The organism is Bradyrhizobium sp. SZCCHNS3016, from assembly GCF_032484535.1.
In the GTDB taxonomy this organism is placed as follows: domain Bacteria; phylum Pseudomonadota; class Alphaproteobacteria; order Rhizobiales; family Xanthobacteraceae; genus Bradyrhizobium.
This window is the reverse complement of record NZ_JAUETE010000013.1, coordinates 217,630-236,793: the sequence shown is the minus strand read 5'-3', so window position 1 is coordinate 236,793 and position 19,164 is coordinate 217,630. Positions and strand designations below refer to the sequence as shown.

The window sequence follows — 19,164 nt, the reverse complement described above, 5'->3', positions numbered from 1 at the left end:
CCCTCTTGCTGCCACAGGTCATCCTCGAAATGCCTGTCACAGAAATTATCGTGTCTCACTTAAGGGGTGCAGTCCAGTGCACTAATTAGCTGGGTGAAAGCGACGGCTAATATTGTGCACTGTCACCGTAATTCGGCTTCGCCGGCATTTGTCGGTCGGCATATCCCTGCATCGATGTCGTGATGCAGCCCGACAAGGAAATGGCAGCCAATGGAATCGCGACGACTGTTCTTGCCCAATTCATCGAAGCGCCCCGGGAATAAATCAAAAATCTGCAACGCTCGATTGTGCCTTGGATTGGCCGAGCAAGCCAATCGGCATGTGGACAACCTTACGCCGTCGTCATCCCAAAAAAACGCATCACGGTGGCGGTGCACAAAAATGGAGCTATGCAGCGCCGTTCCGATGCACAACTCCTGCCGCCGATGGTGGCTTGATCATCAGGCCTTGCCCTGTGGGAAGCGCGAGAATAGCGACGCCATGCTGAGAGGCCCAAGCGTCGAATGCACGCTTCTGGACCTCGTAGCGAACGAAACCATAATCGTCGAGCAGAACCGGGGCGCCCGGCTGGAGCTTGCTCCAGAAGTGGTCGATGGCCGCGATCTCGGGCGTGACATTGTTCATGTCGATCGACAGATATGCGACGGCATTGATGTCGACGGTCGACAGGCTCGATGGGACACTGCCACGAATGATTTCGACGTTCTTGTATTCGGAGAAGTTGCGAACGGCATCCTCATAGATGTCGGTCTTGTACATCTCTCTGAAGTAGCCGAGGTTGCCGCTTGCGACCTCCTCATCGGTGACGAGGCGCTCGTCGACACCGGTAAACGTATCAAACAAAAAAAATCGACGTTGGAGGTTGTTCCAGTCGAGATAGTGCATGATTGAAGAGCTGAGCATGCCGCGACATACGCCGCATTCGACGAAATCGCCGCCAAGGCTGACGCCGATGCTGGCGCACCAGAGCGCAACATGCGTCCGCCAGAAATAGCGAGGCTCATAGCCCTCGGCGGCGGCGCCACGTTCGTAGGCGGCGACGAAGCGGGGATCCCGCATGAAGTCATGGTTGTGCACGATCGCGGGATCGGTTCGCAATCCCGCGTAGTCGTATACGGGTGTGTAGAGCCGGGGGCTGGCAACGTCCGGAGTCGAGGGCTCGCTCGAGTTGGTGCCGTCGTTCGCTCCGGCCAGTTGCAGCTTGAGCTTGATGAGCTCGGTCGACATCTCACGAAGCGCCAAACTCTCGCGCTGCAGGTTCTGGAGATAGCTGGCCGATACCGTCTCCGTCGGTTCGCCGGCTTGCGAATCCGTTCGGACTTGATCCTCACCTTCGTTGCCGAATCGCGCGGGATCGAGTTCGACGGCGTCGTTCGGTCCTGCCTCGTTGTCCTGCTCGCTTGCATGTCCATTGCGGGCCGACGAGACCAGCTGATGGAGCGTCGATTGGCGAATGAGTTGGAAGCCGACGCCGTTGAGCAGCCGGTTGATCACGGCGCCATAGCTTGCAGACATGCTGGCTCCACTGGCGCGAACGCCTTGCCAAAAAAGGCATTACCGGAACTTGATAAAAATGATTCGCGATACCTTTGGTTGTCGACCATAGCACCCTGGTCGCGCAGACTGCAATTCCTACAGACGCGAGGTGCCGACATGATCGAGCTGACGGGCGAGAGCGGACGCGCGGCGCGTCTGACCGCGTGATCGGGCAGCTTCTTCGTTACATCGCCTGGATGGAAGAGAACATGGAGACGTCCCGCCAGGTTCGCACGAGCATCGTAGCCAAGAAAATGACTGAGGATCTAACGCCGCGTGAGGATCGAGGGCGTTCGACTCATCGACTATGAAATCGAGTTCCGATCGAGACCCATTCAGGCCGCCGCTTACGGGCGATCTAGGCCACGCATCGTCTTACCGATGTTCCGACGTGGTCAAGGGAGAGGCGTCTGCCAGGCTGACTATTCGATCGTTCGAGATCTTGGTGAGCGCGCCGGGACTCGAACCCGGGACCCCATGATTAAAAGTCACGTGCTCTACCGGCTGAGCTACGCGCTCGCTTCCAAGAAGCGGTGCGACGGCAGGGCCGTCACTGTCCGGATCGTCGGCAGGTACCCATCGGAACGCTTTAGGCGTGGCCGTGGTTCACTGCGGCATGAGATCGGGGCGGCAAAAAAACCCGACCTTGGGCCGCATGCTGTCGTGGGCGCTGTGTAGGGGGTGGGTCCGTTCCGGTCAATAGGGCGGGCGGGGGAAACCACGGGAGATCGACGATCGTTTCGGGGGCGGCGATGACGGTGCCGTAGCCCGCCATGAGCCGCCGTCATGAGCCGCCGTCGGCGCTCGAGAGAGCGACCGCGGAGGCGACATGCGGGGTCTCACGGGCCGTCGCGATGACCCCCCGGATGTCGCTGCCGCCTGCGCCCTTCGGGCCCTTGCGTCCGCTCATCCGGGCTACGCGGCGCAGGCTTCCGCAGGCCTCGCTCGGCGCTACGCCTTATCCGCCGCCTTCGTTGCCGCCGCGCTCAGCGGCGCCGGTTGCATCCCAGGCCCCGCCAGCTCGGGCACCCAGACCGGGCGCAGGCCGATCAGCTCGGCGGTGCGGACGGTGGCGTGGCGCCAGAACTCGAAGGAGTTGATGCGGGACATCTCCAGCAGCGCGATGGCGACCGCTGAGAGGAACGGCAGGCTCTCCAGGATCAGGACGGCGGCGAAGATGTAGAGCTCGGTGATGGCAAGCGTGTTGGTCACGATCAGGATGGTGGCGCCGATCAGGAGCAGGGCGCCGATCACCGCCTCCCAGAACGCCTGGAACTCGATCGACATCCGCGACAGGCCGCCCTTGGACGTGCGGGCGAACGCCAGGTGCTCGGTGATCAGGCCCTGCGCCACGGCGCGGCTGACCGTCCACTGCACGCTCATCGCCGCGACCATCGCGCCCAGCATCTGCCACGGCTTCACCGCCACCCGCAGCCGGTAGAGGATCAGGAAGTGGGCAAGCGAGACCACGAAGGCGGCGAGGATCGGGATGGTCAGGATCTTGTCGGGAATGGCGATGCCGGCGAAGGCCACGATCGGCGTCCAGATCAGGTTGAGGATCGCGACCACGACGCCGAGGCTCTCGGCACCGAGCCAGTTGAGCCAGCCGAGCGAGAACTCGCGCTTCTGGTCCGAGGTCAGCCGGCTGTGGCCGGGCAGGAAGCGGCGCCAGTGCTTCTTGACGATCTGGAAGCCGCCATAGGCCCAGCGATGGCGCTGCTTCTTGAACGCCTCGTAGGTGTCGGGCAGGAGGCCCTGGCCGTAGCGGGTGTTGGTGTAGTGGGTCTGCCAGCCGAGCTCCTGGATCGCGAGGCCGAGATCGGTGTCCTCGCAGATCGTGTCGCTCGACCAGCCGCCGGCCATGTCCATCGCGGCGCGCCGGATCAGGCACATCGTGCCGTGCACGATGATCGCGTTCTCCTCGTTGCGCTGGACCATGCCGATGTCGAAGAACCCGGCATATTCGCCATTCATGATGTAGTGCATCAGCGACAGATCCTCGTCGCGATGCTCCTGCGGCGCCTGCACCAGGCCGACGGCGGGGTCGGCGAAGGCGGGCACGAGGTCGGAGAGCCAGTCCGGCGTCACGACGTAGTCGGCGTCGATGATGCCGATGATCTCGGCGTCGACGGCGGTGCGCTCCATCGCGATGCGCAGCGCGCCGGCCTTGAAGCCCTTGACCTTCTCGGCGTTGATGAACTTGAAGCGCTCGCCGAGCATGCGGCAGTGATCCTGGATCGGCTGCCAGAACGCCGGGTCGGGCGTGTTGTTGATGATGCAGACGACCTCGTAGTTCGGGTAGTCGAGCCGCGCCAGCGCATCCAGCGTCTGCTTCATCATGTCGACCGGCTCGAAATAGGCCGGCACGTGGATCGAGACCTTCGGGTAATAGCCCTCCGGCATGGCGGCGCGGTCGCGCGCGGCCTTGTCGCGGGTCAGCAGACGGCGCGGCTCGCGGCCGAAGGCGATCGCGGCGATCTCCTCGATGCGGGCCATCGCAATGAGGATCAAAGGAACCAAGAGGATCAGGCCGAGGGTCAGTGCGAAGGTCGAGCCCCAGACGAAATAATGCACGTTCCAATAGGCGAAGACGTTGGAGACCCAGGCACCGACGCCATGTGCCGTGATGGCGAGCATCATGGCCTGCAGCACGGTCGGTTGGCGCAGCCGCACGATCGGCAGCGACAGCAGCACGCCGACCAGCAGCGCGATGGCCGCGAGCTGCCAATAGTCGGGATTCACGATCGGGCCGGTCCAGGCGAATTTCGCCTCGCGCGCGGCATTGAGGACGCCCCAGTAGGGGCCGACGCCGCCTTCGAAATATTTCCAGGGCTGATCGATCGCCTCGACGATGTTGTATTCCATGCCGATCGAGGCGGCCTGGGCGAGAAAGTTGCGCAGCACCTTCGCCTGCCGGAGTGGGCCCGGCACGGCGGGCCCGCGGTTGTCGCCGCTGCGGCTGTAGCCCTGGCTCGGCCAGCCGAACTCGGCGATCATGATGCGCTTGCCGGGGAACTGCTTCTTCAGGAGCTGATAGCGATCCACCGCCTGATCGACGGCCTGGTCGTCGGTGAAGAATTCCCAATAGGGCAGCACGTGCGCGGCGATGAAGTCGACATTGGCCGCGAGCTCGGGGTTGTCGCGCCAGCTGTTCCAGACGTCGCCGGTGGTGACGGGCACGTTGACCGACTTCTTCACGCGCTTGATCTTCTCGATCAGCTCATCGACCTTCTGGGTCGCCGTGAGGATGGTCTCGTTGCCGACCACGATGCCGATGACGTTGCTGTTGCGGCGGGCGAGGGTGATGGCCGACTGGATCTCGCGCTCGTTGCGGTCCGGATCCTTGTCGATCCAGGCGCCGAGCATCACCTTCAGTCCGGCCTCCGCGGCCAGCGGCGGCACGATCTCGAGGCCGCCGGTAGAAGAGTAAAGCCGGATGGCCCGCGTCATCGTGGCGAGCTTCTTCATGTCGGCGCGGATACGTTCCGGTGAGGCCACGGTGTTGGCGCCGGGGGCCCCGGTTCCTTCATGCGGATCGTAGGAAACGCTCTGCAGCAGGCCGGTGAAATTGGGGGCCTCCTGCTTGTCCTGCAGCAGTCCCCAGAGGGCGGCGTGCACAGCGGTGACGAGGAGCAGGACGGCGACGACGGCACGCATTGGAGGGGCAACCATTCCTAGGATCAAGTCAGCGGCGAAGCGGAGCGGTCGATCGCCGTTCCATCTCGGGTATGCGATGCTACCGGGAGCACGTTCACGCGTGACGTTCGACGATGAACGACGAAGGCGGTCATTCTCACGCCGTCACAGCCGAAGGCCGCGACATCATATGCCATCCCAACAGAGCCCAATCATGCTGAACGGTGCCTGAACCGGGGCGAGGCTCAAGCGCGCGTCGACGATCGTATCCTGCCACGTGATCGGAGCGCTGTCATGCGCACGCCACGCATGGGGGGCGGTCGCCGGGATCGTGCGTCCTGCCTGCCTCAGGCGCCGGTCACTTCGCCGGAGGCTGCGCGGGCGAGGGCGAAGCCTGGGGGGCGGGCTGCTGCGTCGGCGCTGGAGACGCCTGCGCGGCCGGCGTCGCTGCCGGGCTCGAGGCCGGGCCCGGCGCAGGCGCCGCAGCCACCTGCGGCTTCGCGTCCGGATTGATCCAGCAGGTATGGACGTGGTTGTTCAGCGAGTTCGGCACCTTCGGATCGATCTGCGGGATGAATCGCGTCAGGCAGCGGAAGGCGGCCTGAACGTGGCCGCCGGGGCAGCCGAACCGGTCATAGAGATCGAGGTGGCGGAAGGCGGTATCGAGGTCGTCGTTGTACATCAGCTGGACGACGCGGCGGCCGAGCCAGACGCATTCGGGATTGCCGGCCGGGCCGCCACTGAGCGCCTGGGACGCTTCGGTGAATTCGTCGGCCTTGCGCTGGTTGTCCCTCGACACGTCGGCCGGATTGGCCGCCTGCGGCTTTTGGTCCTGGGGATGGTCGCTGCCGCTCTGGGCGCGCGCGCCGGGCGCGCCGATGAGGAGCACGAGGCCCAGAGCCGCGGACAGGCGCGAAACCGAAAACTTGGACTTGAGCACGCGTCGACCCATAAATTCCCCGATTGTTGCCTTCGTGCCGTCCCCTGACGGACGCAGTGGTGATGCCGATCAAATCGGCCCCGATTGCGGCGGGAGATTGATTCCGACTGTCGCGGAGCGTTCCTGACGGGCGCTTGCGCAGGGCCGAGAAACCTGGTTGCGACGGCCGGGGTCAACCGGGATTCCCAATGACCGGAATCTCGGATTTTGTCCAGCAACGTACCAACTTTCTCGCGTCATCGTAAAAGGGTAATTTGGAGCGGGTACGCCAAGAGTGCCGGAGGGCTCGGCCGATCGCCTACTTGGCAGATCGCCGCCGACCGGGTAATCGACACCACCCTGCCTGGAGACACGGAACTGAAATCCCTTCCTACGCCCTTGGCGCTTCTGCTCATATCCTTGGGTGTCATCGCCGCGGCGTGGTGGTGGCTGGCCAAGCCGATCACGCTCGCGCGCGCGCCGATCGAGCTCGATTCGAAGCTGCAGTGCGTGTCCTATGCGCCGTTCCGCGGCCAGCAGAGCCCGCTGGATCCGACCACCCATATCGACGCCGAGCAGATCGAGCAGGACCTGGTGCAGCTCGCCAAGATCTCCGAATGCGTGCGCACCTATTCGATCGAGAACGGCCTCGACCAGGTGCCGGGAATCGCATCCCGGGTCGGCATCAAGGTGATCCAGGGCATCTGGCTCGGCTCCAACAAGCTGAAGAACCAGCAGCAGATCGCGATCGCGGTCGACCTGATCAAGCGCTATCCGAAGGTGATCACGGCGGCCGTGGTCGGCAACGAGGTGTTGCTGCGCGGTGAGATGACGACCGCCGATCTCGCTGCGACCATCCGCAGCGTCAAGGCGCAGGTCCAGGTCCCCGTGACCTATGCCGACGTCTGGGAGTTCTGGCTGCGCAATCGCGAGCTCTACGACATCGTCGACTTCGTCACGGTTCATATCCTTCCGTATTGGGAGGACATGCCGGTGCGCGCGAAATTCGCCGCCTCCCATGTCGACGCCATCCGCCAGCAGGTCGGCGTCGCCTTTCCGGGCAAGGAGATTCTGATCGGCGAGACCGGCTGGCCGAGCGAGGGGCGGATGCGCGAGGGTGCGCTGCCGTCGCGCGCCAACCAGGCGCGGGTGGTGTCGGAGATCCTCAGCCTCGCCAAGCGCGAGAACTTCCGCGTCAACCTGATCGAGGCCTATGACCAGCCGTGGAAGCGCAAGCTCGAAGGCACGGTCGGCGGCTATTGGGGCCTGATCAGCGACGACCAGCGCGCGCTGAAATATCCGCCGGGCGAGCCCGTCAGCAACTATCCGCTGTGGAAGCTGCAGATGGGCGGCGGCATGATCCTGTCGTTCGTGGTGTTCCTGGCCGGGTGGCTGACGGTGCGGCGCCGGCCCTGGCCGCCGCACGTTTCGGCCTGGATCGGGGTCGGGTTCTCCGCGACGACAGCGGGCGTGCTGTTCGGCATGGCCGCGGACAAGATGTTCTATGAGAGCCTCGGTGTCGGCGGCTGGCTGCATTGGGGGGCGCTGCTCGCTGCCGGCGTCCTAGCGCCCATCCTCAGCGCCAACGCGGCGATGGCCGGGCGGCCGTTGCCGACCTTTCTCGACCTGCTCGGACCGAATGACGGCCGCAAGCAGTTGAAGATCACCTACCTGCTGGGTCTGGTCCTGGTCGTGACGGTGCTGATCGCGGCCGAGACGGCGCTCGGCTTCGTATTCGACCCGCGCTACCGCGATTTCCCGTTCGCGAGCCTGACCATGGCGGTGGTGCCGTTCGCGATGCTGCTCGGCAATCGTCCGGCGCAGGGCGCGCGCCCGATCGCCGAGGCCAGCTTCGCCGGCCTGCTCGCGATCTCCTCGATCTACGTGATCTACAACGAGGGCCGCGACAACTGGCAGGCGATGTGGACCTGCGCGATGTATCTGCTGCTGGCGTTCACGCTGTGGCGGGCGCGGGCCGCGCAAAGCCGAGGATGAGCAGGCCGATCGCCAGCCCCGACAGCACGATGTTGTAGAGCACCATGCCGAGCCCGGCTGCGATCAGCCCGCCGGTCAACAGCACGATCGACGGCCGCATCACGTGCAGCACCGCGATCACCAGCGCAGTGGCGCCGAACACCGAGTTCTTGAACAGCGTGGTCGCGACCGCCCGGCTCTTGCAGGCCAGCGTCTGCAGGCCGGCGTCGCAGGCCAGCGCGACGCTCGACAGCTCGATCGCCAGATAGCGCAGATAGAGGGCATAGCCGACGGTGACGAAGCCGACGATCAGGAGCCATTGCACCTGATAGGGCGAGAGGCGGAACGGAATCTTTTTCATGCGCCGGACTATGCTGCGGAAAGGATCGTCGGACAAGCCGCAATGGCCGCTCGCGGACTGCTTTCACAATCCGTCCCAACCGGCTCTGGTCGCATGATGATTTGAGGCTCAGGAGCGGCGGAAGAACGACGATAGCGCCGACGGCTGCTCGGGCTTGGGCGCCTCTGCCGGCGGCGGCGCGGGCGCGGCTGCTGTGGGCGGCGGCTCCTCGCGCTTGCCGTGGCGCTGCTGCTGGGCCTGCGGCTGAAACGTGCGCCGGCGCTGCACCGGCTTCTGGGCGGCAGCCGCGGGAGCGCCCGGCTTGGCCGCCTCGGCCCCCTCCGGCTCCTCACGGACTGCGAGGCGCTGGCCGTCATAGACGGTGGTCTCGCAAGCGCGCCGGCTCTCGGCGAGCACCGCGCAGATCTTCGCCGCCGTGGCCGCGTCGCCCAATGGGCCGGCGCCGAGTCGCAGCTGCATGCCCGGACCGCTCCGGCCTTCCTTCAGGATGATGATCGGCCTGAGCGAGGCGAGGTCGGCATGGGTCTTCACGAGATCCCGCCACAGCGCCCGCAATCCTCCGAGCGAGCTGGCCGCGCCGAGATCGACTGCGAATTCGGTCTTCTGGACCGCCGTGACCGCGACGTCCGTGCTGTCATTGCCCTTGGCGGCGGCCTCTGCGGGCTCGGCCTTTGCGAGCTTGCCGGCCGGGTCCGGTGCGCCACCAGGCGGCTGGGAACCGGTCGCCGCGACGGCGGGTGCAGGCGGGGTCGGCGACAGAGCGGCGGAGACGGACGATGACGAAGCACCCGACAGCCCGGCCGACATCGGCCTGGACTGCTCCTGTTTCGTCTTGTCGGCGCTCGCGGCAGCCGCTGGGGAACCGGGCTGAGCCGGATTGATTCCGGCGGCCCCGTTGGGAATCGGCATGAACGGCGACGCGTTCGCGTAGGCCGGCAAGGGGCTGGACGCCGCGGAATTCGACGGGGCCGCCACCGGGGCCTGGGACTCAACGGCCGCGATCTGCGGCGCGGGTGCGGCTTTGCCGCCGGGAGCGAGATTGGCGGTCGCCTGGGCGCTCTGCTTGGCCAGCGCGCCGGTCACCGAGTCCAATCCCTGCTCGAGCACGGTCACGCGCGCGTACAGCCGGTCGCGATCGGTGTTGAGCGTCTCGATGGCCGCGCCGAGCTGGCGCGCCTCGCCTTGCGTCTCGCGGGCCAGCGACTGCAGCAATTGTGCCTGGCGCGACAGATCGGCCGCGGAAACACGGTCCTGCCGCCATCCCTGTGCGGCCTGATTGGTGAAAACGGCCAGGCCGACGGCGCCGACGGCGCCAGCCCCCCACCAGCCGAGCCGCCACAGCGCGCGGCGATCGAACTCGTTCTCGTCGGCAAACAGTCCGGACAGAGTCGCCCCCGTCTTCTCAGCTCCATTTGTGCCGGCGGATTTGCGGGAGTCCTTAGCCATGAACCTGCCTTAATCGAATCACGAAGCGAACATTAACAGGAAAACCACCAGGGGCTTCAGCGGGTGCGGTTTGCCCCGCGCAGAAAACGCATTATGACAGCGCGACCTATGCGCTCCCTTCATCCCAGGTGTTTCATGACCGCTCGATCCAGTCTGACCATCGTGCTTGCGGCAGGCGAGGGCACGCGGATGCGCACGAGCGTCCCCAAGGTGCTGCATCCCATCGCCGGCGAATCATTGCTCGCGCACGTCCTGGCGGCGGCGCCGCAAGGCGATGGCGCCAGCATCGCCGTGGTGGTGGGGCCAGGGCACGAAGCGGTCGAGAAGGAAGCCAGGCGCCTGCGGCCCGACGCGGATATCTTCGTTCAGCGCGAGCGGCTGGGGACGGCGCATGCGGTGCTGGCGGCGCGGCAGGCGATCGCGCGCGGCGCAGACGATCTGCTGGTCGCATTCGGCGACACGCCGCTGATCACGGCCGAGACGTTCGCGCGGCTGCGGTCAGCGCTCGCGGAAGGCGCAGCGCTCGCCGTGCTCGGCTTCCGCGCCGCCGATCCGACCGGCTATGGACGCCTTCTGCTCGACGGATCGAAGCTGGTCGCGATCCGCGAGCAGGCCGATGCAAGCGAAGCGGAGCGGGCGATCACGCTGTGCAATGCCGGGGTGATGGCGATGGACGGCCGTCGCGCGCTCGCGATCCTCGACAGGATCGGCAATGCCAACAGCAAGGGCGAGTACTATCTGGTCGATGCGGTGGCGATCGCGCGCGAGCAGGGGCTCGAGGCGGTCGTGATCGAGACCTCCGAGGACGAGGTGCGCGGCGTCAACACCAAGGCGCAGCTCGCCGAAGCCGAGGCGGTGATGCAGAACCGGCTGCGCCGCGCGGCGATGGATGCAGGCGTGACGCTGGTCGCGCCGGAGACCGTCTACCTCGCTGCGGATACCACGTTCGGCAAGGACGTGACCATCGAGCCGTTCGTCGTGATCGGCCCCGGCGTGTCGATCGGCGACGGCGCGGTGGTGCATTCGTTTTCGCACATCGTGCAGTCCAAGCTCGGCCGGAACAGCCTGCTCGGGCCGTTCGCGCGGCTGCGGCCCGGTACGTCACTCGGAGACGGCGCCAAGATCGGCAATTTCGTCGAGGCCAAGGCCGCGGTGCTGGAGGCGGGCGTGAAGGTCAATCACCTGTCCTATATCGGCGACGCCCATGTTGGGGCCAATGCCAATATCGGTGCCGGCACCATCACCTGCAACTATGACGGCTTCAACAAGCACAAGACCAATATCGGCGAGGGCGCTTTCATCGGCACCAACACCTCGCTGGTGGCGCCGATCACCATCGGCGCCCGCGCCTATATCGGCTCTGGCTCGGTGATCACGCGCGACGTGCCCGATGATGCGCTGGCGCTCGAGCGGAGCCCGCAGACGACGCGTGAGGGCGCCGCGGCGCGCTTCCGAAACGCCAAACAGCGCCACAAGAAATAAACCCTAGATAGGGAAGCGCAGCTTGGAGCTCAGTCAGCTCGTCATCGATCTGGCGGTCGAAGTGCTAAGCGCGATCGCGCGGCTGGGAACGTTCTCTGGACGCATGCTCTACGCGGCATTCGGCCTCACTCCGGCGCGAGAAATCATGCTCCTCACCGGAGTCGGTCTGTGGGCACTGTTCGGGGCGATCGCATGTTGGGCTTGGCTGCCCTGATACGGATCGCGGCGCGAAGCCTAGCCTTCGTCGTCCTGGAACTCGGCGAACATCGCACGTGTCAAACGCCACCCGCGGCGGGTGGCGTGCTTGACGGGCTCGTTGGCGCGATGTTTGATCGGCATCGGCTTGAGCTCGTTGCTCAAGGCCGGCGGCGGCCAGTGCGCCAGATGGCTCCCGGACGTCGGATGCGACAGGCTCAGCGGGCTGGTGCCTTTGGGATCAGTTGGGCGGCGGCTATAGGTCATGGCGTCCTCTCCGACGCGACAGTCTCTGCGCGAAAGCGTTGACCGGGCGTTAAGTGCGCTCCGAACCGGACCTCCGCATCAAACCGGAGTTGCATGCAGGCCCTCGGTTAGGGCTCCCACTTAACCCTGTCGCAATCCGCAATAATTATTGAATCCTGAAAGCGCGCCGTTTTCGTTAAGACAATGCCACGCTTTTGAATCTCTCTCGACGATTTGGGGACTAGCGCTGATGTGCGGAATCATCGGGATCCTGGGACGCGGGCCGGTTGCCGAGCATCTCGTCGATTCCTTGAAACGTCTCGAATATCGCGGCTACGATTCCGCGGGCGTTGCTACGCTCGAGGGCGATCATTTGGACCGGCGGCGCGCCGAGGGCAAGCTCAAGAACCTGCAGAAGCGGCTCGAGCAGCATCCGCTGAAGGGGCACGCCGGCATCGGTCACACGCGCTGGGCGACCCACGGCAAGCCGACCGAGAGCAACGCGCATCCGCATGCGACTGACAACGTTGCCGTGGTACATAACGGCATCATCGAGAATTTTCGCGAACTACGGGCCGAGCTCGAAAAGCAGGGCGCCAGGTTCGCGTCGGAAACGGACACCGAGACCGTCGTCCATCTGGTCAACTCCTATTTGCTGAAAGGCCATTCGCCGCAGCAGGCCGTGGCTGCGTCGCTGCCGCAATTGAAGGGCGCGTTCGCGCTGGCCTTCCTGTTCAAGGGGCATGGCAACCTCCTGATCGGCGCGCGCAAGGGCTCGCCGCTCGCGATGGGCTACGGCGACGGTGAAATGTTCCTCGGCTCGGATGCGATCGCGCTGGCGCCGTTCACCGACACGATCAGCTATCTCGATGACGGCGACTGGGTCGAGATCACCCGCGACTCCGGCATCATCCACGACGCCTCGGGCGCGGTGGTGAAGCGCGACGTGTTGAAATCCGGCGCGTCGTCGTTCCTGGTCGACAAGGCCAACTATCGCCACTTCATGGCCAAGGAGATCCACGAGCAGCCGGAGGTCGTCGGCCATACGCTGGCGCGCTATGTGGACATGGGCACCGAGCGCGTAGTGCTGCCGGCGCGGCTGCCGTTCGACTTCAAGGACATTCAGCGCATCTCGATCACCGCCTGCGGCACCGCGAGCTACGCCGGCTTCGTTGCCAAATACTGGTTCGAGCGCTTCGCGCGGGTGCCGGTCGAGCTCGACGTCGCCTCGGAGTTCCGCTACCGCGAGGCGCCGCTGCGCCAGGGCGATCTCGCCATCTTCATCTCGCAGTCCGGTGAGACTGCCGACACCCTGGCGGCGCTGCGCTATGCGAAGTCGCAGGGCGTGCACACGCTCTCCGTCGTCAACGTGCCGACCTCGACGATTGCGCGCGAGAGCGAGATCGTGATGCCGACGCTCGCCGGCCCGGAGATCGGCGTTGCCTCGACCAAGGCCTTCACCTGCCAGTTGATGGTGCTCGCGGCGCTCGCGATCGCGGCAGGTCGCGGCCGCGGCGAACTCTCGGAAGCCGACGAGACCAAGCTGGTGCATGGCCTGGTCGAGGTGCCTCGCCTGATCGCGGCGGCGTTGACGACCGAGCCGCAGATCGAGAAGCTCGCCCGCGAGATCGCGAAGTCGAAGGACGTGCTCTATCTCGGCCGCGGCACCTCCTATCCGCTGGCGCTGGAAGGCGCGCTGAAGCTGAAGGAGATCTCCTACATCCACGCCGAGGGTTACGCCGCCGGCGAGCTCAAGCATGGGCCGATCGCGCTGATCGACGAGACCATGCCGGTCGTCGTCATCGCGCCCCATGATCGCGTGTTCGAGAAGACGGTGTCGAACATGCAGGAGGTCGCCGCGCGCGGCGGCAAGATCATCCTGATGACCGACGCCAAGGGGGCCGAGGAGGCGACCGTGGACTCGCTGGTGACGATCATCCTGCCCGACATGGCCGCGACCTTCACGCCGATCGTCTACGCGATCCCGGTGCAGTTGCTGGCCTACCACACCGCCGTGGTGATGGGCACCGACGTCGACCAGCCGCGCAACCTCGCCAAGTCGGTCACGGTGGAATAGGCAAACGTCCGGCCCGGCGGATCGGTCGGTTCGCTTGATCACGGGGATGGGGATGGCCCTCAACACCTGGCTGCTGTTCTTCGTCACGTCCGTTGGGATCTCCCTGACGCCCGGGCCGAACGGCCTGCTCGCCTTGACGCACGGGGCGCTGCATGGCGGCCGCAGGACGCTGTTCACGATCGCGGGCGGCCTGATCGGCTTCATCCTCGTCATCGCGCTGTGCATGTTCGGCATCGGTGCGCTGGTGCAGTCGTCGATCACTTGGCTCGTGGTCCTGAAATGGGTGGGCGGGCTCTATCTCGCATGGCTCGGGGTCAAGTTGTGGCTCGCGCCGCCGGTGGGCGTCGATCTGGCCGACCAAGCCGTGACGGTCAGAGGACACGCGCTGTTCCGCCAGGGTTTCCTGACCGCGGCGACCAACCCGAAATGCCTGCTGTTCTTCAGCGCGCTGCTGCCACAGTTCATCGATCCCGATCGCAGCCTGGCGGTGCAGTTCGCCGTCGTGGCGGTCACCTATACGGTGACCGAGTTCGTCACCGAATACGCCATCGCCAGCGTGGCGGCCCAGGTTCGCCCCTGGCTCGCGCGGGTTGGGCGGCGCTTCAACCAGGTCTGCGGCGGCATCTTCGTGGCGGTCGGGCTGGCCCTGCCGCTGCGCAGCGCCTAGGGCGCCGCGTTCGGCCGTCCGCGTCGCAACTCGCCGCAACGGACCTGAAGCACCTTCCGCCTGAAATGGGTGTCCGGCTGCCGGGCCACAGGTCAGCGGCAAAGCGCGCATGTGTCGGAAAGAGGGCCTTTGCCCTTCAAAAATCTGCTAAGACCCCTAGCTGAGATTTGATCCGACCCGGAAGTTCGCATGAGTTCCCGCGACGACCTGCCGCCAGAGACCGATCCCTTGGCCGATGCTCCGGCCGAGACGCCCCACCATGGGCTGATGTTCCGGTTTCGCAACTATTTCCTGACCGGCCTCGTCGTAGCCGGACCCGTCGCCATCACGCTCTACATCACGTGGTGGTTCGTGACCTGGGTGGACGGGCTGGTCCGGCCGTTCGTGCCTCTGGTCTATCGTCCGGAAACCTATCTGCCGTTCGGCGTGCCCGGCTCCGGCCTGATCGTGGCCGTGATCGGACTGACGCTGCTCGGCTTCCTGACGGCCAACCTGATCGGCCGCACCCTGGTCGACCTCGGCGAGCGGCTGCTCGGCCGCATCCCGGCGGTGCGGGCGATCTATCGCGGCCTCAAGCAGGTGTTCGAGACGCTGTTCTCGGGCAAGGGCTCGAGCCTGCGCCGTGTCGGCCTGGTCGAGTTTCCGTCGCCGGGCATGTGGTCGATCGTCCTGATCTCGCAGCCGCCGAGCACGGAGATTGCGAGCCGGCTGCCCGGTGACGACGAGCAGATCTCGGTGTTCTTGCCGTGTGCGCCGAACCCGACCACGGGCTTCTTCTTCTATCTGCCGCGGAGCAAGATCATCGAGGTCGACATGAGCGCCGAGGACGCCGCGACGTTGATCATGTCATGCGGCGTGGTGCAGCCGGGATCCGACCAGCAGAAAAAAGTCGCGGCGCTGGCCAACATGGCCAACACCGCGCGCCTCGCCAACGCACCCGCGCAGCCATCGCCGCATCGCGAGCCGGAGCCGGCCAAGGCGGACTAGGCTGAAAGGCCGATTGATGCGCATGGCCGGCCACCCGCGGAGGAGCTAGGCCGCATCCTGCGGAACGAACACGCGCAGGCGATGCCCGTCCGGATCGAGCGCGACGAACGTCGTTCCGAAATCCATCCGCGTCGGCGCTTGCGCGATCGAGAGTCCGCGCGCCTTCCAGTCGTCGTGCAGCCTCTGGACCTCGCCGGCATCGCCGACCGCGAACGCGACCTCGGCGAAGCCTGCTGCGCCCGTCGCTGTCGGCTCGACCGTGTGCCGCGACCACAAGCCCAGCATGACCCCCTCGCGCAGCGGCAGCATGGCGAACGTCGGCGATTGTTCGATCACGGGCCGGCCGAGCAGATCCGCATAGAAGGCCGCGCTCCTCGGCGGGTTGTCGACGTAGAGGATCAGAAAATTGAAGTCGGGCATCGTCGTTTCTCCGGTGGCGGCGCCGTCTGCAGCGCTTCAGCCACACGACTAGCCGAGCCCTCTGCCAGATTCTGTCAGCAGCCTTCGTGAGCATGGTCGGTGGCGGTCCGGTCCGCCCAGCGGGCAAACGTGCGCATCGCGGCGCTTTGCACTGCATGATGATGCGGGGAAAGCACAGCCACGGATGTCGTCGTTCCTACAACCAGCGGGCGGTGGTGTTTCGAATGGTCACCATGGAAACATCGGGCAAACAAAAGTAAGGCGTTGGGGAGGCGCGTAGGATGCCTGTGAGTAGGACGACATTGTTGTACGCGGTCGCGCTGTCCGCGGCGTCCCTGCAACTGACCGCGCCGGCAGCAGCCCAGACCACCTATACGCGCATTCAGGCTTTTGGCGACAGCTACGCCGACACGGGCAATCTCTGGACCTTCACCGGCGGCGCCGGCAAGCTGCCGCTCTATCCCACCGGCCGCTTCAGCGGCGGCACGAATTTCGTCGACACGACCTCGGCGCTGCTCGGCATTCCCCAGCTCAACTACGCGATCGGCGGCGCCATGGCCGGCAACACCAACGTGGTGGCGCCCGGCATTCCCGGCTTCTTCCAGGAATGGAGCGGACTGACGGGCTTCTCCGGCAGGATCTCGTCGACCGACCTGGTCGAGATCTCGGTCGGCGGCAACGATGCGCGGGCCTATTACCGCGCCGGCGGCTCGCTCGCTGGAGCGCCGACGGCCGCGGCCGTCACGGCCCAGCAGGCCATGGCCGGCATCAACGCGCTGGTCGGGGACGGCGCGCGCAGCATCGTGTTCACGGCCGGCGATGTCAGCACCTTGCCGGAGGCCGTCGGCAACGCCAATGCCCCGGCCGGCAAGGCCTACAGCACGACCTATAACAGCCTGATGCAGCAGTCGCTCGCTGGCGTCGCGCGTTCGGGCGTACGTGTCGAGTATGTCGACACCGGACTGGTGGGGACGCTAATCCAGGCCAATCCACAGCGCTATGGCTTCACCAATGTCGGCGCCTGTCCGGTGGCGTGCATCGGCAATCCGGCGCTGCAGAGCCAGTATCTGTTCTATGTCGACGGCGTGCACCTGACCTCGCACGGCTTCGAGGTGCTGGGCCAGTACATCGTCAACCGCCTCAACGCGCCGCTGACCTTCGCGCCGCAGGGCGAGGTGGCATCGATCACGGCGATGGGGTTTGCCTCGACGCTGTTCGGCAAGCTGGATCAGTTCCGCGAGACCACCGGCTTCGCGCCGTCGACGATGAATTCCTTTGCCGCCGTGACGAAGGCGCCTTACGCCAAGTCCCCTTACACCAAGGCGCCGCCGCTGGCGCCGGTCAGCCCATGGTCGTTCTACATGCAGGGCAATGGCGGCGTCAGCGACCGCCAGGGCAGCGCCGCCTCGAATGGCTTCAATCTCGACAGCATCGGCGGCACAATTGGCGTCGAGTACCGGCTGTCGGCGAACTCCATGATCGGTACCGCCTTCGACTATTCCAATCCGAAGGCGAGGCTGTTCAACAGCGCCGGCACCACGGATGCCAACTCCTATCAGTTCGGCCTCTACGGCGCCTGGGCGAGCAGCAACCTGTTTGCCGAGGGCCTGGCGACGATCGGCCGTCAGGACTATCGCAACACGCGGCCGGGCGTGGTCGACACCATCACCTCCAATCCCGGCGGCACCACCTTCGTCGCGGCCGGCAAGGCCGGTTACCTGTTCGATGCAGGCACGGCGAAGCTCGGCCCGATCGGCGGGCTGACCTATGCCCGCGCCCGTGTCGACGGCTTCACCGAGACCGGCGATCCTGCGCTCACGCTCGCGGTCGGCTCGCAGACCGCCGAGACCCTGATCGGCAGCGTCGGCGTGCAGCTGCGCACGCCGTTCCAGGTGCAGGGCAACGTCATCAATCCGTACCTGAACCTGACGCTCGATGACGACATCATCGGCAACGGCCGCCTGATCCAGTACAGCGCGACCTCGGCGCCCGTCATCGTCAACAACTGGACGGTTCCGAACGGCACCTCGCACAACGTCTACGGCCGGGTGAGCGCCGGCGTTGTGGCGCCATTCTGGAGCAATGCGGCGCTGACGGTGAATGTGTCGCGCACGATCGGACGCACGGGGGGAGACGATTTCTTCGGCAGCGGAGGCTTGAAGATCGCGTTCTGAGGGTCTGCCGCGGCAGCCAGCGTTCTCGGGGGGCTCTGAGGGGGCGCTGACGTTGCGGCCAAGGCGAGGGCAGCCCGGAAGGGCTGCCCTTCGTTTTCGTGCCTTCAGTTTTGTCATGGGGTGGGCATAGTCTTCGAGACCATCGTTGGAATCGGAGCGTCATCATGCCTCCCAGCATTGCCGTCATCGCGCCCGGCGCCATGGGCAGCGCCATCGCGGCCCGTCTCGTGGAGCACGGCTGCAAGGTTCTGACGTCGCTCGAGGAGCGCAGCGCGGCGACGCGGGCGAGGGCGGCCGCATCCGGCATGATCGGCGCCAGCGACGCCGAGATCGCCAATGCCGACATCATCCTGTCGATCGTGCCGCCGGGCGAGGCTGTGGCGCTGGCGGAGCAACTCGCGACGGTCATCAACCGGAGTTCGAAGAAGCCCATCATCGTCGACTGCAACGCCGTCAACGTCGACACCATCCGGACCATCGAGGACATCGTGCTGTCCTCGGGCGCGCGCCTGGTCGATGCCGCCATCATCGGTCCGCCGCCGAAGCCGGGCACGAAGGGACCGGCGTTGTATGTGAGCGGCGAGGCGGCCGTTGATGTCGTCGTGCTGGGCCAACTCGGGCTCGATCTGCGCCGGATCGAAGGGCCGATCGGCGCGGCTTCGGCGCTGAAGATGTCCTATGCGGGCATCAACAAGGGCCTGACGGGGCTCGGCGCCGCGATGGTGCTGGCCGCCACCCGCGCCGGCGCCGCCGACGCGCTGCGCGACGAGCTCGCGCTCAGTCTTCCTCATGTGCAGGCGCGGCTCGCCAATGCCTTGCCGGACATGCTGCCGAAGGCCTATCGCTGGGTCGCCGAGATGCGCGAGATCGCCGGATTCTTGGGGGAAGATCATCCGGCCGCGCTGATCTACGAAGGCTTCGCCCGTCTGTTCGAGCACATCGCGACGGACGTGCAGGGCGAGGGCACCGATGCAGCGCAGCTGGTGGCGTTCGCCGAGAGCTGCAAGGTGAATAAGCCGGCGTCATAGACTCGTAGGGTGGGCA

The 19,164-nt window shown here is 65.8% G+C and carries 15 protein-coding genes and 1 tRNA gene; 8 read left to right on the top strand and 8 right to left on the bottom strand.

The features are described 5' to 3' along the window. Nucleotides 1-387 precede the first annotated feature (387 nt). From QW881_RS24220 to QW881_RS24205, 4 genes are all read right to left on the bottom strand, one after another. Nucleotides 388-1,515, bottom strand: a complete 1,128-nt coding sequence (locus QW881_RS24220) for a TylF/MycF/NovP-related O-methyltransferase (RefSeq protein WP_315757421.1) — start codon at nucleotides 1,513-1,515, stop codon at nucleotides 388-390. Between the two features lie 464 nt (nucleotides 1,516-1,979). Further along, nucleotides 1,980-2,055, bottom strand: a tRNA-Lys gene (locus tag QW881_RS24215). A gap of 432 nt (nucleotides 2,056-2,487) precedes the next feature. Then, nucleotides 2,488-5,193 carry a glycosyltransferase gene (locus QW881_RS24210; RefSeq protein ID WP_315757422.1) on the bottom strand — a complete coding sequence of 902 codons (2,706 nt, stop codon included), beginning with the start codon at nucleotides 5,191-5,193 and terminating at the stop codon, nucleotides 2,488-2,490. Between the two features lie 337 nt (nucleotides 5,194-5,530). Next, nucleotides 5,531-6,124: a beta-1-3, beta-1-6-glucan biosynthesis protein gene (locus QW881_RS24205; protein ID WP_315757423.1), complete on the bottom strand. Its 594-nt coding sequence runs from the start codon at nucleotides 6,122-6,124 to the stop codon at nucleotides 5,531-5,533. 381 nt (nucleotides 6,125-6,505) lie between these two features. Between QW881_RS24205 and QW881_RS24200 the strand changes: the two genes are divergently transcribed. Then, nucleotides 6,506-8,086, top strand: coding sequence for a beta-(1-6) glucans synthase (locus QW881_RS24200; RefSeq protein ID WP_315757544.1), 1,581 nt, complete (start codon nucleotides 6,506-6,508; stop codon nucleotides 8,084-8,086). Here the strand turns inward: QW881_RS24200 and QW881_RS24195 are convergent. Together QW881_RS24195 and QW881_RS24190 are read right to left on the bottom strand one after the other, a co-directional pair. Beyond that, nucleotides 8,046-8,426 (bottom strand): hypothetical protein, encoded by a 381-nt coding sequence (locus tag QW881_RS24195; RefSeq protein ID WP_315757424.1) that lies wholly within the window; start codon nucleotides 8,424-8,426, stop codon nucleotides 8,046-8,048. The genes QW881_RS24200 and QW881_RS24195 overlap by 41 nt on opposite strands. A gap of 108 nt (nucleotides 8,427-8,534) precedes the next feature. Next, nucleotides 8,535-9,872 (bottom strand): hypothetical protein, encoded by a 1,338-nt coding sequence (locus QW881_RS24190; protein WP_315757425.1) that lies wholly within the window; start codon nucleotides 9,870-9,872, stop codon nucleotides 8,535-8,537. A gap of 135 nt (nucleotides 9,873-10,007) precedes the next feature. On the opposite strand from QW881_RS24190, the gene glmU reads away from it, so the two are divergent. Both glmU and QW881_RS24180 read left to right on the top strand, forming a co-directional pair. Continuing rightward, a complete protein-coding gene (gene glmU / locus QW881_RS24185; RefSeq protein ID WP_315757426.1) occupies nucleotides 10,008-11,354 on the top strand; it encodes a bifunctional UDP-N-acetylglucosamine diphosphorylase/glucosamine-1-phosphate N-acetyltransferase GlmU in 1,347 nt (448 codons plus the stop codon). Between the two features lie 22 nt (nucleotides 11,355-11,376). Continuing rightward, on the top strand, nucleotides 11,377-11,568 hold the full coding sequence (locus QW881_RS24180) for a hypothetical protein (protein WP_315757427.1): 192 nt from the start codon (nucleotides 11,377-11,379) through the stop codon (nucleotides 11,566-11,568). Nucleotides 11,569-11,588: 20 nt separating this feature from the next. On the opposite strand, the gene QW881_RS24175 is transcribed toward QW881_RS24180, so the two are convergent. After that, complete coding sequence (locus tag QW881_RS24175; protein ID WP_316158822.1) at nucleotides 11,589-11,816, bottom strand: hypothetical protein; 228 nt, start codon at nucleotides 11,814-11,816, stop codon at nucleotides 11,589-11,591. A 229-nt stretch (nucleotides 11,817-12,045) separates the two neighbouring features. Here QW881_RS24175 and glmS point away from each other — a divergent pair, with 229 nt between their 5' ends. From glmS to QW881_RS24160, 3 genes are all read left to right on the top strand, one after another. Beyond that, complete coding sequence (gene glmS / locus QW881_RS24170; protein ID WP_315757429.1) at nucleotides 12,046-13,872, top strand: glutamine--fructose-6-phosphate transaminase (isomerizing); 1,827 nt, start codon at nucleotides 12,046-12,048, stop codon at nucleotides 13,870-13,872. Nucleotides 13,873-13,924: 52 nt separating this feature from the next. Beyond that, entirely contained in the window at nucleotides 13,925-14,539 is a 615-nt protein-coding gene (locus QW881_RS24165; protein ID WP_315757430.1) for a LysE family translocator, read from the top strand. Nucleotides 14,540-14,728: 189 nt separating this feature from the next. Beyond that, complete coding sequence (locus tag QW881_RS24160) at nucleotides 14,729-15,526, top strand: DUF502 domain-containing protein (protein ID WP_315737899.1); 798 nt, start codon at nucleotides 14,729-14,731, stop codon at nucleotides 15,524-15,526. 45 nt (nucleotides 15,527-15,571) lie between these two features. On the opposite strand, the gene QW881_RS24155 is transcribed toward QW881_RS24160, so the two are convergent. Then, entirely contained in the window at nucleotides 15,572-15,946 is a 375-nt protein-coding gene (locus QW881_RS24155) for a VOC family protein (protein ID WP_315757431.1), read from the bottom strand. A 281-nt stretch (nucleotides 15,947-16,227) separates the two neighbouring features. On the opposite strand from QW881_RS24155, the gene QW881_RS24150 reads away from it, so the two are divergent. Then, on the top strand, nucleotides 16,228-18,120 hold the full coding sequence (locus tag QW881_RS24150; RefSeq protein WP_315757432.1) for an autotransporter domain-containing protein: 1,893 nt from the start codon (nucleotides 16,228-16,230) through the stop codon (nucleotides 18,118-18,120). A gap of 164 nt (nucleotides 18,121-18,284) precedes the next feature. After that, a complete protein-coding gene (locus QW881_RS24145) occupies nucleotides 18,285-19,148 on the top strand; it encodes an NAD(P)-dependent oxidoreductase (protein ID WP_315757433.1) in 864 nt (287 codons plus the stop codon). Nucleotides 19,149-19,164: the final 16 nt, after the last annotated feature.

Bases quoted from the DNA above. Each gene is read 5' to 3' on its own strand.
- QW881_RS24220 (WP_315757421.1), bottom strand. From the start codon at position 1,515: ATGTCTGCAAGCTATGGCGCCGTGATCAACCGGCTGCTCAACGGCGTC.
- QW881_RS24210 (WP_315757422.1), bottom strand. From the start codon at position 5,193: ATGCGTGCCGTCGTCGCCGTCCTGCTCCTCGTCACCGCTGTGCACGCC.
- QW881_RS24205 (WP_315757423.1), bottom strand. From the start codon at position 6,124: ATGGGTCGACGCGTGCTCAAGTCCAAGTTTTCGGTTTCGCGCCTGTCC.
- QW881_RS24195 (WP_315757424.1), bottom strand. From the start codon at position 8,426: ATGAAAAAGATTCCGTTCCGCCTCTCGCCCTATCAGGTGCAATGGCTC.
- QW881_RS24190 (WP_315757425.1), bottom strand. From the start codon at position 9,872: ATGGCTAAGGACTCCCGCAAATCCGCCGGCACAAATGGAGCTGAGAAG.
- glmU (WP_315757426.1), top strand. From the start codon at position 10,008: ATGACCGCTCGATCCAGTCTGACCATCGTGCTTGCGGCAGGCGAGGGC.
- QW881_RS24175 (WP_316158822.1), bottom strand. From the start codon at position 11,816: ATGACCTATAGCCGCCGCCCAACTGATCCCAAAGGCACCAGCCCGCTG.
- glmS (WP_315757429.1), top strand. From the start codon at position 12,046: ATGTGCGGAATCATCGGGATCCTGGGACGCGGGCCGGTTGCCGAGCAT.
- QW881_RS24165 (WP_315757430.1), top strand. From the start codon at position 13,925: ATGGCCCTCAACACCTGGCTGCTGTTCTTCGTCACGTCCGTTGGGATC.
- QW881_RS24160 (WP_315737899.1), top strand. From the start codon at position 14,729: ATGAGTTCCCGCGACGACCTGCCGCCAGAGACCGATCCCTTGGCCGAT.
- QW881_RS24155 (WP_315757431.1), bottom strand. From the start codon at position 15,946: ATGCCCGACTTCAATTTTCTGATCCTCTACGTCGACAACCCGCCGAGG.
- QW881_RS24150 (WP_315757432.1), top strand. From the start codon at position 16,228: ATGCCTGTGAGTAGGACGACATTGTTGTACGCGGTCGCGCTGTCCGCG.
- QW881_RS24145 (WP_315757433.1), top strand. From the start codon at position 18,285: ATGCCTCCCAGCATTGCCGTCATCGCGCCCGGCGCCATGGGCAGCGCC.